Origin of the sequence: Planktothrix pseudagardhii (genome assembly GCF_904830925.1) — a bacterium.
GTDB classification, from domain to species: Bacteria; Cyanobacteriota; Cyanobacteriia; order Cyanobacteriales; family Microcoleaceae; genus Planktothrix; species Planktothrix tepida.
On the sequence record NZ_LR882967.1, the window covers coordinates 4,173,151 to 4,190,666 of the forward strand.

Annotated in this window: 15 protein-coding genes; 8 read left to right on the forward strand and 7 right to left on the reverse strand. The window is 39.4% G+C overall.

Annotation, left to right across the window (positions count from 1 at the left end):
* Positions 1 to 295 precede the first annotated feature (295 nt).
* Both ltrA and NMK36_RS17765 read left to right on the forward strand, forming a co-directional pair.
* A complete protein-coding gene (gene ltrA, locus NMK36_RS17760; protein WP_072717411.1) occupies positions 296 to 2,191 on the forward strand; it encodes a group II intron reverse transcriptase/maturase in 1,896 nt (631 codons plus the stop codon).
* Positions 2,192 to 2,509: 318 nt separating this feature from the next.
* Positions 2,510 to 4,567 (forward strand): flavin-dependent dehydrogenase, encoded by a 2,058-nt coding sequence (locus NMK36_RS17765; RefSeq protein WP_072719602.1) that lies wholly within the window; start codon positions 2,510 to 2,512, stop codon positions 4,565 to 4,567.
* On the opposite strand, the gene NMK36_RS17770 is transcribed toward NMK36_RS17765, so the two are convergent.
* The gene (locus NMK36_RS17770) at positions 4,564 to 4,941 is read right to left on the reverse strand and encodes a hypothetical protein (RefSeq protein WP_072719603.1); all 378 of its coding nucleotides are present in this window, start codon (positions 4,939 to 4,941) and stop codon (positions 4,564 to 4,566) included. The two genes, NMK36_RS17765 and NMK36_RS17770, sit on opposite strands and share 4 nt — an antisense overlap.
* A gap of 538 nt (positions 4,942 to 5,479) precedes the next feature.
* Here NMK36_RS17770 and NMK36_RS17775 point away from each other — a divergent pair.
* Positions 5,480 to 6,814, forward strand: coding sequence for an IS701 family transposase (locus NMK36_RS17775; RefSeq protein ID WP_072718077.1), 1,335 nt, complete (start codon positions 5,480 to 5,482; stop codon positions 6,812 to 6,814).
* Between the two features lie 32 nt (positions 6,815 to 6,846).
* On the forward strand, positions 6,847 to 7,365 hold the full coding sequence (locus tag NMK36_RS17780) for a linear amide C-N hydrolase (protein WP_254174308.1): 519 nt from the start codon (positions 6,847 to 6,849) through the stop codon (positions 7,363 to 7,365).
* A gap of 101 nt (positions 7,366 to 7,466) precedes the next feature.
* Here NMK36_RS17780 and ftsH read toward each other — a convergent pair whose 3' ends face one another.
* A complete protein-coding gene (gene ftsH / locus NMK36_RS17785; protein WP_438822841.1) occupies positions 7,467 to 9,368 on the reverse strand; it encodes an ATP-dependent zinc metalloprotease FtsH in 1,902 nt (633 codons plus the stop codon).
* 228 nt (positions 9,369 to 9,596) lie between these two features.
* On the opposite strand from ftsH, the gene NMK36_RS17790 reads away from it, so the two are divergent.
* Positions 9,597 to 10,142, forward strand: coding sequence for an NADPH-dependent FMN reductase (locus NMK36_RS17790; RefSeq protein ID WP_254174309.1), 546 nt, complete (start codon positions 9,597 to 9,599; stop codon positions 10,140 to 10,142).
* A 77-nt stretch (positions 10,143 to 10,219) separates the two neighbouring features.
* Here the strand turns inward: NMK36_RS17790 and NMK36_RS17795 are convergent, their stop codons facing one another.
* The 4 genes from NMK36_RS17795 to NMK36_RS17810 form a co-directional block, all read right to left on the reverse strand.
* Positions 10,220 to 10,615 (reverse strand): hypothetical protein, encoded by a 396-nt coding sequence (locus tag NMK36_RS17795; protein ID WP_254174310.1) that lies wholly within the window; start codon positions 10,613 to 10,615, stop codon positions 10,220 to 10,222.
* Positions 10,616 to 10,663: 48 nt separating this feature from the next.
* Positions 10,664 to 11,365, reverse strand: a complete 702-nt coding sequence (locus NMK36_RS17800; protein WP_254174311.1) for a cyclase family protein — start codon at positions 11,363 to 11,365, stop codon at positions 10,664 to 10,666.
* Between the two features lie 18 nt (positions 11,366 to 11,383).
* Complete coding sequence (locus tag NMK36_RS17805) at positions 11,384 to 12,601, reverse strand: glycosyltransferase (RefSeq protein WP_254174312.1); 1,218 nt, start codon at positions 12,599 to 12,601, stop codon at positions 11,384 to 11,386.
* A 179-nt stretch (positions 12,602 to 12,780) separates the two neighbouring features.
* Positions 12,781 to 13,677, reverse strand: a complete 897-nt coding sequence (locus tag NMK36_RS17810; protein WP_254174313.1) for an alpha/beta fold hydrolase — start codon at positions 13,675 to 13,677, stop codon at positions 12,781 to 12,783.
* An 81-nt stretch (positions 13,678 to 13,758) separates the two neighbouring features.
* On the opposite strand from NMK36_RS17810, the gene NMK36_RS17815 reads away from it, so the two are divergent.
* On the forward strand, positions 13,759 to 14,223 hold the full coding sequence (locus NMK36_RS17815; RefSeq protein WP_254174314.1) for an MEKHLA domain-containing protein: 465 nt from the start codon (positions 13,759 to 13,761) through the stop codon (positions 14,221 to 14,223).
* A 54-nt stretch (positions 14,224 to 14,277) separates the two neighbouring features.
* On the opposite strand, the gene NMK36_RS17820 is transcribed toward NMK36_RS17815, so the two are convergent.
* Positions 14,278 to 16,548 carry a RelA/SpoT family protein gene (locus NMK36_RS17820; RefSeq protein WP_254174315.1) on the reverse strand — a complete coding sequence of 757 codons (2,271 nt, stop codon included), beginning with the start codon at positions 16,546 to 16,548 and terminating at the stop codon, positions 14,278 to 14,280.
* Positions 16,549 to 16,918: 370 nt separating this feature from the next.
* On the opposite strand from NMK36_RS17820, the gene patD reads away from it, so the two are divergent.
* Entirely contained in the window at positions 16,919 to 17,281 is a 363-nt protein-coding gene (gene patD / locus NMK36_RS17825; protein WP_193869621.1) for a heterocyst frequency control protein PatD, read from the forward strand.
* A 62-nt stretch (positions 17,282 to 17,343) separates the two neighbouring features.
* Entirely contained in the window at positions 17,344 to 17,481 is a 138-nt protein-coding gene (locus NMK36_RS17830) for a hypothetical protein (protein ID WP_254174316.1), read from the forward strand.
* The last annotated feature ends 35 nt before the right edge of the window (positions 17,482 to 17,516 follow it).

The window sequence follows — 17,516 nt, forward strand, 5'->3', positions numbered from 1 at the left end:
GGATAAGGACTATCAGGTTTCTGACACCGAGATAGCGCACTTCCTAAACCCCCGGTGGAAAGACACGCCCTAAAGACTCAATCAATGGATAGTAGGAACGAAATAACCTCCTGAACGCTCCTAGTTAGGTCGGTTAACTAGGTAGGCAGTCAAGCCAGACGCTAAGGGAGTTGAGATGGTTCAAGAAGCAAATGCTAAACCCGAAATAACGGGTAATGCCTGAAAAGGGATGGAGTAATTTCCTAGATAAGCAGACGTGAACCGCAATGTGTTAAAGCTAGAGGAACAAGTAGCAATGAATAAGCCTAATTTAGATTCAAATCCGAATACTAAGGGATGGGACGAAATCGATTGGCGTAAAGTCGAAAGATACGTTTTCAAGTTGCAAAAGAACATCTATGCTGCTTCCCGTTGTGGCGATGTCAAACGAGTCCGCAAACTCCAAAGAACGTTGATGAGGTCTTGGTCTAACAGGGTTTTATCGGTTCGTCGGGTCACACAAGAAAATCAAGGCAAGAAAACGGCAGGAGTGGACGGAGTGAAAGCTCTGAACCCCAAAGAACGTATGAGCCTCGTAGGTCAACTCAAAATAACAGGAAAATCTAAACCAACTCGTAGGGTATGGATTCCAAAACCTGGAACAGATGAGAAAAGACCATTAGGAATACCCACAATGTACGACCGAGCCTTGCAAGCAGTAGTAAAAGCTGCCTTAGAGCCAGAATGGGAGGCAATATTTGAGCCAAACAGCTTTGGTTTTAGACCCGGAAGGTCATGTCATGATGCGATATGGCAGATAAAGAACAGCATCCAAAATCAAGCCAAATTCGTGCTTGATGCTGATATATCAAAATGCTTTGACCGCATCAACCATTCAGCCCTACTCCAGAAAATAAACATCAAAGGAAAAGTCAGACAACAAATCAAATCCTGGCTCTCCTCTGGAGTCATAGACCAAGGGGCTTTTACTGCTACATCTGAGGGTACGCCACAAGGGGGGGTAATTAGCCCTCTGTTGGCAAATATTGCCCTTCACGGATTAGAAAACAAACTCAACGAATATATCAAAACCCTAAAAATGATATATCGGGGAGGACGACATTATTCCAAACGGGATAAAGTTAAAAGTCTTAGCTTTATTCGATATGCCGATGATTTCGTCTGTATTCATAAAGATAAATCCGTTATCCAAAGATGTCGAGAAATAATCTCGGAATGGTTATCTGACATTGGACTTGAATTAAAACCTGAGAAAACGAGGCTAACTCATACACTCCAACCAGAGCTAAGTGAGGATGGTAAAGCTGGATTTGATTTCTTAGGACATCATATTCAACAATACCCTGCTGGTAAATATCGAAGCAGAAAAAGTGCAGAAGGTAGAATATTAGGTTTTATAACACTCATCACCCCAACGAAGAAGGCGAGTAAGGTACACCAAGAAGAAATTAGAAGAATCATCAAAAAACACAGGTCAAGCCCACAGGCAGCATTAATTCAAGACCTCAACCCTGTAATAAGGGGATGGACTTCTTACTTCCACTTCTCAGACGCACAAACAGTCGGAGAATTATCAAAACAAGATAAACTCACATACCTGAAACTTCGACGATGGGCAAAACGCCGATGCGGAAATATCAATGATGGTCACAAGTTATATTGGACAAGCATCGGCAATAACAATTGGATATTCGCAACCAATGAAGGGAAAGCGAACCCCCTTCGGTTACTTAGACACTCAGAATTCGGCAGCAGTAGCACTGAGTACGTCAAAGTTAAAGGCGATAAAAGCCCATTCGACGGCGATTTAATTTACTGGAGTTCAAGACTAGGGACACACCCTGAATTGCCGAGTCGGACGGCTAAGTTGCTTAAGCGACAAAAGGGTAAATGTCAGGAGTGCGGATTAAGTTTCCAAAACTGGGATGTAATGGAAGTTGACCACATCATTCCTAAAACCCTCGGCGGAAAGGATGAACACATAAATTTACAACTATTACATCGGCACTGTCACGATAAAAAGACCGCAATTGACCTTAAAGAAATTAGGATGAAAGAATGCTCTATATTTCGCTCAACACTATCTCAAGAATGGGATAAATACGAGTGGGAATGTAACAATGATAATCCCAACATTTCAAGAATAAAACGGTCAGGAAGTCCTATGACAAAAGGAAACACCATTGAGTAGCCGTGTGAGATGAAAGTTTCACGCACGGTTTCGGACGAGAGGGGGAAGATGGTAACATCTCCCTCGACTCTTCTACTTTCTGTGAAGAAAGCACATCTCACTGAAGCGTCAACCCGTCCAGTATTTAAGCAGTTGTCAATATTTGATCTGCTAAAATAGATGGAATCCCCTTGCGTTCACGCCGGGGCGGATGTCAAGGTACAACTTGATCTATAGTGCTACCCATTAAGGTGTTTGACAATTCTAAATCCAGCAAACCCTTTCACTGCTTACAGTCAATTGCTGTTCCCTGTTCCCTGTTCCCTGTTTCCTTGAAAAATGGCAAACCTAAAAGAAATTTTATATCTTGAAGTTCCCACTCCCGATACTCAACAGGTTTGTACTTGGTTGCAACAAAACTTTCAAGCAGAAGTGGGAGAAAAAATTATTACTCCCGATGGGTTTCGGTTGCGATTTTCCCAGCCTGATCAAAATACAACAGAATGGAGTGAACTTTCAACCTTTGTTTGGTCAGTTCAACGCACCACCTATTTAAAAGTCTTTCGAGTAGGTCAACCTCCCAAAGCGCAGGAACAGAAGTTTTTAAAGCGTTTAGAAACTGAACTTAGAATAAAATTTCCTTATCAATATCCTGAACCCCCAGAGATTAATTTATCCGAACAATCCATTTTTGAAGCCTTAGAAAAGGATTATCCCTTAACGGTCAAATACTTTAAAAAAATGCCCAATGGAGAATTTGATCTCCAACGGGTTTATTGGTGGGAAAAACGTTGGCGAGAAGGGGTGAGAAATCCACAAACGCCTCAACAAGTTATCTTTAAGACGGAAACATCCCAGGAATCCAATTCCCCTGAGTATGACTTAATTTATATTGGGGGCGCATTAGGAGTCATTCATGCTGCTGTAATGGCAAGATTAGGTTATAAAGTATTATTAATTGAACGGTTGCCCTTTGGTCGGATGAACCGAGAATGGAATATTTCTCGCAGTGAGTTAAAAAGTTTAACAGATTTAGGATTATTTACTCAAACCGAGATTGAAAGTTTTATCGCCAGAGAATATAAAGACGGATTTCATAAGTTTTTTGATGCTTATAATCCTGACATTGCTAAAGCTCAAATTCTACATACGCCTAGGGTGTTAAATATTGCTTTAAATGCAGATGTATTACTTAAATTATCTGGGGAGAAACTTAAACAAGCTGGAGGAGAAATTTGGGATGAGACAGAATTTTTAAAAGCCGATATTCATCCGAATTTAGTTAATATTCAATGTCTCCATCTTCCCACCCAAACCCAACGCAACGCCACTGCCCGTTTATTAGTCGATGCGATGGGAACGGCTTCCCCCATTGCTTGGCAATTGAACGGAGGACGAGCGTTTGATAGTGTTTGTCCGACCGTTGGGGCGGTGATTGATGGCGGGTTTGAACCGGGGGTTTGGGATTCCACATTAGGAGATGTTTTAAATACTCATGGGGATATTTCACGGGGAAGACAGTTAATTTGGGAACTGTTTCCAGGGGCGGGAAATGAATTAACCTTTTATCTATTTCACTATCATCAAGTCAATCCAACAAACCCCGGTTCCCTATTAGAAATGTATGAAGACTTTTTTACCATTTTACCCGAATATCGTCGATGTGATCTGGATCAATTAGTCTGGAAAAAAGCGACGTTTGGCTATATTCCGGGGCATTTTAGTACCGGAAGTAGCGATCGAAAAGTTAGTTTTGATCGATTAATTTTAATTGGAGATGCAGCTTCTTTACAATCTCCGTTAGTCTTTACTGGATTTGGCTCTTTAGTCCGAAATTTATCTCGATTAACGGATTTATTAAATACGGCTTTAAAGCATGATTTATTAACCGCAGATTGGTTAGATAAAATTCGAGCCTATCAAACCAATATTTCTGTAACGTGGTTATTTTCTAAAGGAATGATGGTTCCCACAGGAAAATATTTACCGCCCGAAAAAATTAACTCAATTTTAAATACCTTTTTTGGGATTTTAGCCACTGAACCTCAAGACATTGCAGAAACCTTTATTAAAGATCGGACAACTTGGTGGATATTTACCCGGTTAGCCTTAAAAGCTGCCCGCATGAATCCTTTATTATTATTGTGGATTTTAGACTTTGTAAGCTTTGGGGAAGTAGTACGCTGGACAAAGAATTTTATGCAATTTATGGTGTTGTCTGTGCTGAGTTTTCTTTTCGGTTGGCTTCCCAATTTCACTCGTCAAATTCAACCTTGGTTAGAACCTCGATATCCTAAACTTTGGATGTGGTTATTAACAACCAGTTATGCTTTAACTGACGGGATGGGGAAACCCCAAGCCCCCCATTTCACAACATTAAAACTCAGGGTTTCTTAAATTTCGGGGTGAAACTCGACGGAATCAATCATAGATTTCTCCGGTTCAAAATGGAAGTTTAAACGTCCAAACCCGAGATCAAAAGAGATTATACTTTGGGGGATATTTAGGCTAACGTTATACCCTAAATCTCGCATTTCTGAAATCACATCACTGGTCGTCCAACCTAAATAAACTTCTAATTCTTCAGGTTGAGGTTGACTGCTAAAGGTACAGTTTCGATATTTTTTCTTAAGCAATGAGTAATAGTTTGTCCCTGGAGACGTGTAACCCGTAGAGGTGGGTAAAGGATGCGATCTTAGATGGCGTTTAAGATCCTGTTCCCAAGGGTTTTGTGCCGTTGATGAGGGAGTTAAAGGGATGGGAATCAGCATGAGTTATCCTCCAATCTAAAATTCTTGTAGAAGTACCTTTCTTCCTAGCTTGTTCTATAACTTCCTCGTTTGTCGATAGGGATAAGTTCAGGATTTCAGGTTTTTACTCGTCTCTCTGGGGATAGAGATTCCTACAAAAAAGGATAGAAAAGTTCAGTTCAGATCTCCCTAAATCTTCCAGGGCTAGTTCCTCCTCTAGGGGAAAATGGTTGGGGCTGGGGGGCTAAGTTATGCAGTCTAATAGATATACCAACCGCTTCTCCGTTAAAATGTTCTCTATTTCCGTAAAATTGTAGCCTTTTTTATATTTAAAATAATTGAAAGTCGATTAAAATGTTCCCTATTTCAGTGAAATTGTAGCCTTATTTCAGTGAAATTGTAGCCTTCAAATTCTGGAATGGATTAATTCCCAAAAGACGTATGTAGAATAATCGCATCGCAGGAAATGGTATTTAACCTGCTTAACCCTCTTCTGTCAGTCTCCGAGGAGTAAAATTAGAAAATAAACCAGATGGGTAGCTAGAAGGGGGATAGGGTAATGGATGTAGAATTACAGATGATCAAACATTTAGCCCGAGATGCACAACCAACAGTTTCAGTGATTGATGAATATTGTCAAGGTTATAAAGACCTATTCCCAGAAGTGAGAAGTTACGAATGTTTTAAATACTTACATCTAGGAATTATCTCACCAATTCCGAGAAAATCTTTACCGGAAATTGCTAAAATAGTAGGAATTAGGTCGCCACAATCACTGCATCATTTCTTAGCCAATTCGCCTTGGTCAGCAAGGGAATTAAAGGAAAGAAGATTAGCCCGAACTCTAAAAGCATTGAAAGGAGAGAAGATTATAGTAATAATTGATGAGACAGGAGATAGGAGAAAGGGAAAAAAAACCGACTATATAGCTAGACAATACTTGGGAAGTGTGGGCAAAACAGATCGGGGAATAGTATCAGTTAATGCTTACGGTGTTTATAAAAATATAACCTTTCCTTTAGTGTTTAGAGTATTTAAACCCAAAGGAACATTAAAAGAAGGAGATGTCTACAAAACTAAGATTGAAATCGCATCAGAAATTCTAACAGAATTGGTTGATTGGGGATTTCAGATTGAATTGGTATTAGCAGATAGCCTTTATGGTGAAAGTAGTTCGTTTATCAGTACATTAGATCAATTTCAAATTCCTTGGGTACTAGCAATAAGAAGTAATCATGGAGTCTGGATGTCAAGCGAGCAGAAAGTTAGAGCCAACAAATGGTGTAAATTTGAGAGGATTTTTAGCAATCAAGAATCAGAAACCAGATATATTAGAGAAATCATATTTGGGAAAAGAAGTACAAGAACCTATTGGGAAATTACCACAGATCCAGAAACGATGCCAGAAACATCAACTTCGTTTGTCATGACAAATTTAACAGAGAAGAGAAGCCAGATGAAAAAGACATTAGGTAATTTATACGGGTTAAGAACATGGGTGGAATATGGATTTCGACAATGTAAACAAGAACTGGGTTGGACTGATTATCGGTTGACGGATTTTCCCGATATAGAAAAATGGTGGGAAATCATTTTCTGTGTGTATTTAATGATTAGTTTCAACTCCGAAGTTTTCCGGTCTTTAAGTCAAGGCAGTCCCCGAGAATCTGAGAGCAAAAAAAACACCACCGATTGCTCAACTCATCAACAATGGAATCACAAAGAGGGATGGAAAAATGTTTTAAATAATCTGCGTTTAATAATTCAGCCTACTATTATATTGTGGTTGATTGTCCCGTGGCTAGATATTTTTCCCGACCGCCATTTATTAGTGGGTTTTCATAAATTAATTGAGAATATTAATCAATTTCAATCTTATTTTCCCAATGGATAACTCTACTTTTTATTACTTGTTGATTTCGGAGAGTGACAGAAGAGGGATATGTGAATTTCTCGTTCACAAATGTTTCTGGTTTCAAACTAGGGTCAGTTCAGCTATCTCCATTCGGACAGGGTTCGGGAATGCTCGGAATACCAGGTGATTTTACACCCCCTTCACGCTTCGTAAGAGCCGTGGCATATAGTCAATCAGTCAGTGAAGCATTCAGTCAGGGATACAATGACAAGGGAGAGGGAGAATCTTTTCACGCAGCCACAGGTAAAGACGCAATTTTACAGGCGTTTCATATCCTCAACAACTTCGATATTCCGAAGGGTGTGGCTCGTGAACATGAACATATCGTAGAGGAAACAGGAACAACCCTTGTCCCAGCAGATTACACACTCTGGACAAGCGCGAGTGACCTCCAACTGAAACAATACTATTTTCGTACTTATGAGAACAGTCAGATCCGGATGGTGGATCTGAACGTACATAAGGATCGCAGTTTCAAGATTGAGAGATTCTCGATAGCGGGTCAAGAGACTATCCAAACAATAGGTTAGTATTAGTATCACCTCTGCCCCTAAGCTGCTTTCCTAGTAACAGAAGAGCTAGGGGAGAGGTTAAATCAGTGTTCCAGAAGTAAGAAAACAACCCGATAAAGTTAACTTCTGGTTGCTAACTGACGCTTTGGAAGGGGAGTTTTTTCAGCAACCAGTTGTCGGAATTGTTCACCATCTAAGGTTTCCACCTCTAACAATAATTCCACTAACTGATCAATGAGCATTCTATGTTCCCGAATAATTGCTCGCGCCTGTTCATAACATTCACTGGCTAGAGATCGAATCAGGTGATCAATTTGGGTGGCGACTTCTTCAGAATATTCGGATTGAGAGGGAAATCCTCGCCCTAAAAACACCTCTCCCGATGGACTTTCTAAGGCTACTAATCCTAAATCTGACATTCCATAATGGGTGATCATTTCCCGTGCTAAATTAGTCACGGTTTGGATATCGCTCGTGGCGCCATTGGTAACTTCCGCATCCCCAAAAACTTCCATTTCAGCGGCTCGTCCTCCCAAACAAATGGTAATTCGATCAATTAACCAGGATTTTGTATATAAGCCACTATCGACCATTTCTTCATTGAACATTTGTTGAGCAAAGCCCCCAATGCCTCCAGAACGGGGAATAATGGTGACTTTATTTAAGGGATCGGAATTTTTCAACAATGTCATTAATAAAGCGTGTCCGATTTCATGATAGGCAATCAAACGTTTTTTCTTACTATCTAATAATGGCGTTAACGCTAACCCAATGGTAATCCGATCAATGGCATCATCAATTTCTAAAGGTGTAATGGCTTCTTTGCGCCGTCGGGCGGTTAAAATAGCCGCTTCATTGAGTAAATTGGCTAAATCTGCACCGGATAATCCAGGGGTACGACGGGCGATCGCATCTAAAGAAACCTCATCCGATAACTTTTTATTGCGAGCGTGAACTTTAAGAATGCCTAAACGACCATTAAAACTGGGTAAATCGACCATGACTTGTCGATCAAATCGACCCGGACGTAATAACGCCGCATCTAAAACATCAGGACGGTTCGTAGCAGCAATGACAATAATTCCGGTATTACCCTCAAACCCATCCATTTCTGTTAATAATTGGTTCAGGGTTTGTTCTCGTTCATCATTTCCCCCCCCAATTCCAGCGCCACGTTGACGTCCGACCGCATCAATTTCATCAATAAAAATTAAACAAGGGGAATTTTCCTTAGCTTTTCTAAATAAATCCCTCACCCGTGAAGCACCGACCCCAACAAACATCTCCACAAATTCTGACCCAGAGATGCTGAAAAACGGAACTCCGGCTTCCCCAGCAATGGCTTTGGCTAATAGAGTTTTTCCGGTTCCCGGTGGCCCAATTAACAACACCCCCCTGGGAATTTTCGCCCCAATGGCTGTAAACCTTTCCGGTTGCTTCAGGAAGGTAACGACTTCTTGCAGTTCTTCCTTGGCTTCTTCAACCCCGGCTACATCCTCAAATAATATGCCGGTTTTGGCTTCCATTTGGAATCTCGCCCTGGATTTGCCAAAATTCATCGCTTGGCCCGATGCTTGGGTAGACCGTCGCAGAATCATTAATAAAAATGCCAATACGCCAAAAATAATCAGCATATTGATAATTAACCCCATGGCTGCACTATTGTCCGCCGTAGGGCTAACTTCATACTCAACATTATTCGCCCGAATTTCCCGCATTAATTCCGGGTTTTGTTCAAACAGAGAAACCCAATACACCGACGATGGCTTTTTGTCTTTGTCTCCCTTCAAGGTGACTTTTGCCATTTGTCGCGAGGGATCTTCTTCAATTTTTTGGACTTCCCCAGCCTCAATTTTCTGCAACAGTTGACTATAGGTTAGGGTTTTTGGGGTATTATTGGCAAATGCTGGAGTCCCCAAGAGTAGACCCTGAGCCATCATCCAACTGCCTAAAATTCGCCCTAGTCGTTTGGCGATGATGGTTTTTTGGGGGACGATCTGTTTGGCATCTGGCCATCCCATCCAGGCTTTGATCCAAGACCTCTTCATAAAATAACTCTACCTTTTCCTGTTGCTATGTTCCCAACTTTTAACAGAAGTGGGGGTAAATCTAGTTTAACGCTCCGACGTTGGGTTGATCGGTTGACGACTGAAGAAACTGGGTTTCTGTACCCGTTTTGATTTAGCTATGCTATTGTTTAATTAAGCGAAGTCGTTATGAGTACATTATAAAACCAGGAGATCCCCATTATGGTTAAAATCGTAGGACTCGCAGGCAGTTTGCGTCCGGGTTCCCATAGTTATCAAGCGCTGATGGAAGTAGCGAAACGAGTCGAAGTGTTGGGTGTAGAGGTAGAAATATTGGATTTGCGATCGCTGAATCTCCCCTTTTGCAACGGTGAAGATCACTATCCCGACTATCCTGATGTGGAAAAACTGCAAGAAACCGTTAAACAGGCAGACGGTTTAATTTTAGCAACACCTGAATATCATGGTAGTGTCAGTGGTGTGTTAAAAAATGCCTTAGATTTGATGAGTTTTGAACATTTAGAAGATAAAGTTGTTGGTTTAATCAGTGTCTTAGGGGGTCAATCAAATAGCAATGCCCTCAATGATTTACGAGTGATTATGCGATGGGTTCATGCGTGGGTAATTCCTGAGCAAGTTGCCATTGGACAAGCCTGGAAAGCCTTTAATTCTGACGGCAAAGTCATCGATGAAAAGCTCTCACAACGGTTTGATGAATTCGCTCAAAGTTTAGTCAGAAGTACCCAAAAAATTCGCAAAGTCGCGTAATAAGTGCAGAGGTTTTTTCTACATCTTCCCTTTTATTTACAGGAAAAGGGGGATTTTTTTATATTTATTAATCTATTCTATAGCAATTTTAATTCTAAAGCAAGGATTTTTAATCTAAATTTTTTCAGTTTTAACAACCTGATTTCTACCATTTTGCTTGGCTTGATAAAGAGCTTGAAAGAATTAATTTTTTGATTCAAAAACTTAATAATGCCAATGGTATATAATATTTGAGAGAAAACGATCAATGAATTTCCTAAGAAACGAAGATTCAATAAAATTGTTTCTTGATTGATAAAAAGGGGACGAATCGGAAAAATTAAAAACCCAATGGCTGATAATACAGTTCCAATCGCATAAATTCCAATTCCTTGATATTGCTTCGCCAGGAAGAAGAAAAAGATCAGGGTAATAGATTGTAAAATAGATGCTGCACTGACCATGACGGACATTGTGCTAATATCAAGGCTCATAATATAATTTCCGAATTGATAGTTAAGAAAGACCGCTATCACGGAAGTTTAAATTAAGGCTAACACAGAAATTGGTGATCCAGAACCACCTGTAAGCTTTATAATTCCTAGGATCAAAGTAATTCCTGTGGGGGGAATTTGATTAAGATTTGTCAGATTTTCTAACACAAAACCGTTGTTTTTTAAAATTAGTTTATTGGTTGTAAAACTATCATCAAAACCCGGATCAACGCCATGACTATCAATACCAACTCCCCGAATCTTTCGCTGTTGAGTTAAAAATTGAATCGCTTCACCTCCAAACCCTGGAAAGTGGGGTTTTCCCTGTTCATCAAGATTTAAAAAAGCAGCCGGATCATGCCATTTTTCTTGCCATCCAGTATAGAGTAAAACTATACTATTTTCGGGAATAAGATGATGCTGACTCTCCCATCTTTCAATATCGTTTACAGTTAAAATTGAATCAGGATTTAAGATAGCTTTTTCGCGAATATCAATCACCACTGCGGGAAGAATACAAGACTCAGGAGAATAGTGCTCCACTCCCATTCCTGCTGGATAAAAACTTTGAGGGGAATTGAGATGAGTACCGCTATGTTCTCCCATCGAAAACTGTCTTAAATAATAACCGGATGTTGAAAAATCTGCCACCGTTTCAAACTGAACAGCAGGATCACCAGGCCATAATGGAATATTCGGATGAATCTTATGGCTTAAATCAATAATTCTACTATAGTTAATCGTTTTCATGATTCTAATGACTAACTTTTATGATTGAATTTTAATCCATTGGTTGATGGTTTTATAAATATTAACTAATCCTTGAATTTGCGATCGCGGTGAACGTCCGTACAAAAAATCATGGAGACTAATTTGATAATTGTGTTGAATCGCTAAATCTAACCATAAATTATGATAAGCTTGTCCTTGCTCATAATCAGGAATCGTGCTAGAATAATGGGAAAAGTAATCTAAACAAGTATTAAAAAATTGTTTTCGTCCTTGATATTTTAAATAATTCAGCCGAGGTTTAAACGTTGTTAAATTATCTAAAGCTGTATGTAATGTATCGGCTAAAAATTCAGCATCAAATTCTGATAATAACCCTGAACCTTGAGGAAAAATTTGAGCTTGACCTCTAGCATATTGATTAAAGGCTTGAAAACAAATCACCGGAGTATTACAACTCATCGCTTCCGCAAGACTGCTATTTTTTCCATCTAAAAGAGAACCTATAAGGCAAATTTTAGAGCGAGAATAATAAAGCGGTCTTTCTTGATAATAGTCAACCTGAGAAATAATCTGAATATAATCTAAAGGATTCACTAAAATATTTTTAACTTTTTGCCATTCTAATTGTGCTTCGCTACTGAGTTTATGAATAGAGTTGGGATCAAAATCATCTTCTACAATAAATATTGTTTTTAAAAGTTTATTATATTTTTTTTTGTAAATCTTTAACGCCTCAGCAATGATAGGGAGATTATTGACAGGAGATAATCGAGATACACATAAAACATCAATATCTTTAACGGTAAAAGGCTGAGGAGCAATTAAATATTCATGAATAAAATCAGAATGAGAAGCTGGAATTAAAATTTTATTGGCTCGTTGTGGGTCGATTTTTCTAAACCATGTTTCACGGGATGGATTATCATATAAGGTAAAATAAGCATCCGCCGTATTTGACCAAGGATAGGAACACCAACGAGAATCAGCAATTGAAAAGAATGTATCAGAAAGTTGAGGTAAAACTTTATTTAATAAATCAACAGATTCACTAAAATATAATCCTTTAATAAATTTATCTTCATACATTAAAGGCGGCAAAATGATCGAGAAATTTACGTTTTCATAGCGTTCTGATTCCGGCTCAAAAATCTCATTTGTCCAGCTATCTAAATCTACATAAATTTCTTCTAAGGGTTTATAAATTTGATCGGTATTAAAATATGACTTTTGCTGTTGGTAGTTTCCGATTCCCATAATAATTGATTGATGAATTTATTTATAATATCGTGTAATGTAACCTATATAAAGCAATTTTCAATCGATTTTAATATAAATTTTATTGTAGGGGTTTGGTTTTCAAACCCTCTAGCTATCTAGGTGAGAAAAAAAGCCACCCCTACAGGATTTTTTCGCCCATCCTAAACATCAAACCATCATAAGCTGCATTGGTTTAACCAATTCAAAATAAGGGTATTAACTTGTTCAGGACGTTCATCATGGGGACAGTGACCAGTATTCGGAATCGAAATAAACTCAACAGATGGATTAATATCGGCTAAATCTTGATAAATTTTTGCCCCTGTAATCGGTGTCCAAGGGTCAGCTTCTCCCCAAATAATTAATAAAGGATGTTGAATTTGGGGTAATAATTCCGAAGGCTGGGGGCCAGGAGGAGCCGTTAAAATTGAGGCAAAAACTTGTTGAGCACCAATATCATTAGAAGGAGCATATAATAACTCAACTAATTCATCGGTAATGGCAGCTTTATTGCCATAAACTTGTTTTAATGTATTGCGAATTCGATGTTTTTGTCGAATTTGATTAAACACAAACGGCCCTATTATCGGATGACTGACTAATTTTGTAAAGAATCCCATCACCATCCGCAACGGTAAATTTAATTCTTCTGGGCGATGATTTAACCCTCCTGCACAATTTAATAAAACAGCCCCAGAGGAAATTTCAGGATGATGAGCAACAATCATTAAACTCAATAATGCGCCAATGGAATTCCCAATAAAAATGGCAGGTTGCTGAATTTTTTCTGCCCAAAAATCCGTTAGTAATTCTTGCCATAAATCTAAACTATAATCGAGGTTGGGTTTAGCAGAAGCACCAAATCCTAATAAATCTAACGTAAAAACTTGATACCCTCCCTCGGCTAAAACAGGAATATTCTGACGCCAATGTCCAATGGATGCGCCAAACCCATGAATCAGGACTAAAGGTTGTCCACTTCCTGTGACGGTGTAGTGAATTTGGTGTCCTTTCCAGACCCAGGTGAGGGAATCAAACAAGGTTGTTGTTTTGGCGGGGGTCGTTGTTGTCATTTTATGAAGATTTGTAAACGCTATGTTTCTATAATAGATGAATTTGATAGAAAACCTTAGTTGAACCCAGTGATAAATCCGATGATTTTACCTTGGAAACAAGACACCATTATTCTGCATACTCAACGTCTGTTGAGGAGTTATCAATATTGGACAGGAGAAACCTTGTTAGACCTTCAAGGAACCCCTGAAGCCATTGCAGAAGCATTATTTTATGCGCCTTTTGTGTTAGTGTCTCATGGCATTGAACCTGACCCAATTTTTAATTATGGAAATCAAAAAGCCTTAGAACTTTGGGAATTAACCTGGGAAGAATTAACCCAAATGCCTTCTCGAAAAACGGCTGAACCGATGGTACAGGAAGCCCGAAATCGTTTATTAGCTGAAACGGAAGCTAAGGGATTTGTGAGAAATTATCAAGGCGTGAGAATTTCAAGTAGCCGCAAACGTTTTTTAATTCAAGATGTATTAATCTGGAATCTTTTAGATGAAGACAATCAACGCTGTGGACAAGCTGCGGTTTCTTCTCAATATACGTTTTTATAGTTGACTAAAACCCCGGTTTCTTGAAGAAACCAGGGTTTTGATCAAACTGCGGTTTTATTTACTATTAATTCGACGTAATGTCAACACATCGCTAATGTTTTTAACTTGGGTACAAGTGCGTTCAAATTGTTCGCGATCGCAAATTTCAATTCCTAATTCAATCAACGCAGGTGCATCAGGAAAAGTTTTTACTTGGGCGCTACAAACGTTAATATTATTATCTTTCAAGCGGGATAAAATATCATTCAAAACGCCTACTCGATCTAACACTTCAATGGAAATATTCACCGCATAGGTTTGAGGACGACCACCACTTTGATAGTTCGGATTCCAACCGACAGGAACTAACCGTTCTCCTTCTACCGTTGCGGTATTAGAACATCCTTGCTGATGAATAGAAATCCCCTTTGTTCGAGTCACAACCCCGATAATCGGCTCCCCTGGAATAGGATTACAACACCCAGCAATATGATAGAGTAAACCTTCAACCCCCATAATCGGAGAATTACTCGGAGAAGAAGAGGGAAGGGGACAAGGAGGAGAAAAATTAGGAACTTGTAAAGAAGTCGTGGTAAGTTCTTGAGAAGTTGTTTGAACTTGGCTTTGGGATTTCACCACATCTCGTAAACGATTCACCACTAAATTTAAAGTGATTTCTCCATAACCCAAGGCGGCTAATAAATCATCCACACTATGATAATTACATCGCTTAGAAACAGAAAGCATCGGTTCAGATTTGAGCAAGGATTCAAAGCCATTTTTGCCCATTTCTTTTTCTAATAATTCTCGTCCCCGTGCAATATTTTCGTCTCGATGCGATCGCTTATACCACTGACGAATTCGGTTTTTAGCCGCACTGGTTTTAACAAAATTCAACCAATCTAAACTAGGGCGAATATTTTTCTGGGTTAATATTTCCACAATATCCCCATTTTTTAAAGGCGTATCTAAGGGAACAATGCGATCATTAACTTTTGCTCCTTTACAATGATTTCCCACTTCACTATGGATACGATAGGCAAAGTCAACGGGGGTCGCCCCATGAGTTAATGCCATCACATCTCCTTCGGGAGTAAACACATAAACATCATCAAACTCTAAATTGCTTTTAACGCTTTCGAGATATTCTTTGGCATCTTTTAAATCACTATGCCATTCTAATAATTGCCGTAACCAGGTGAATTTGTCATCCATTCCTGTGACTTGGCCCCCATTAGAATTTCCTTTTTCTTTGTACTTCCAATGGGCTGCAATCCCATATTCGGCAATATGGTGCATTTCTACTGTCCGAATTTGTACCTCAACGGGTCTTCCCGTATTGCCAATCACCCCAGTATGTAGGGACTGATACCGATTAGGTTTGGGCAATCCAATATAATCTTTAAAGCGTCCAGGAATAGGGCGAAAAGCGTCATGGACAATGGCTAAGGTACGATAACATTCCTCGTTGGTTTCAACGATGACTCGTAACGCCGCAATATCATAAATTTCATGAAATTGTTTCTGTCTTTGGTGCATTTTCTTATAAATGCCATATAAATGTTTGGGGCGTCCGGTGACTTCATAACATTTAATTCCTGCATTCTCTAGTCTATCGCGCAAAACCTGGGCAAGTTCGGCTAATTTTTCTTCTCGAATCACACGGCGATCAGAGACTAATTCTTTAATATTTTGGTAAGCTTCTGGCTCTAAATATTTAAAGGATAAATCCTCTAATTCCCATTTAAACCGACCAATCCCTAAACGATTTGCTAAGGGTGCAAAAATTTCACGAGTTTCTAACGCAATACTGCGCTGTTTATGCTCAGGAAGAAAATCTAGCGTTCGCATATTATGAAGTCGGTCAGCGAGTTTCACCACAATCACACGAATATCTTTCGCCATGGCTAAAAACATTCGTCGGAAGTTTTCAGCCTGCCGTTCTGTGGTGTTAGAAAAGTTAAATTTAGACAGCTTAGTGACACCCTCGACCAGATGGCGAACTTCTGCCCCAAAATGCTGTTCTAATTCTTCTGGAGTCACCTCCGTATCTTCAATAATGTCATGGAGAAAACCCGCCGCCACCATGGCAGAATCTCCTCCTAAATACCGCAGCAACCCTGCTACGGCAATGGGATGATTAATATAGGGTTCTCCTGATTTGCGATACTGTCCTTGGTGTAGTTGATAGGCAAATTGAAAAGCCCGCACAATCAAATCATTCTTGGCAGAAGACGGGGTATCAGATTTGACCAGAGAACTAGAAACCTCCATGCACTGTTGCAGCCAGTCAGGAATGCTACATTCATAGTCAAGGTCAGTTTTAGCAAGGATTTGAGTATTCATGATAGTTACACCTATAGGGTAATCATACTGATAAGACAATCAGGCGTGACAGAGACTTGTGTATTTTTTTATACAAATAAAAACGAGAAAATCCAAACAGGTGAAACGGTTAAGTTTCACGGAGTTGATTTACAACTATCCGCCCCTTCACTCTGAGAAGTGAACAGCACTTGATAAAACAATACCACTCTCTTAAGGTCAGCTTAACCTGCCCCCAAGTGCAGGTTTGAAGATTAGGATCAACCGCTCATCTCCCTCAAAATCAGGATTTGGTCTTGGGGGTACTGCGATCGGATTTTGCTAAACCTCTAGTGAATGAAGCCTGAATCCTTGTCTATTATTTAATAATATAGACAAAATTCTTAACAATATGTTATCAAAATCTACCTCTCAAGTGATCGATCAGTTCCAAAATACCTTGAAACAGCTTCACACGACCTTGATCTCAGCCCCTCTCGATTCTACCGATTTAAAACAGACCTTTCAACAGGCAAAAGTCACCTTTCAAACCCAAATTATGGGGATCAACGAGAGTGATTTTGATCCCCCTGTTGAGTCTCAAATCCAATCCTATTTAACGGAAACTCATAAACAGATGCGACTCTTAGAAATGGATCTCAAATTTCTACAAGCATCCCATCAATCTGCCACCTTCCGCACCCGCCTCACCCAAATTCAAAATCGCCTCGATCTCCTGTTGAGTTATGGTGAAGCCATTTTGAAAGATGTTTGATACTGAAACCTAAATATCAATCTTATTGTTCTCACTCATCCAGTTCGCCTTTTGTGTTTTCTATGGCTTCATATAAACGTCTGGAATTTAATCGCCATTTGATTTCTACCTTTATTGACAAGTTCGATTTAGACCCGAATTTGATTTTAAATCACTCCAATTTTCCTTCTGCACTGTCTTACGGTACTTTAGCTGCTTAAAAACTGTCCGAAGTATTGATCAAAAAGATAAGCTG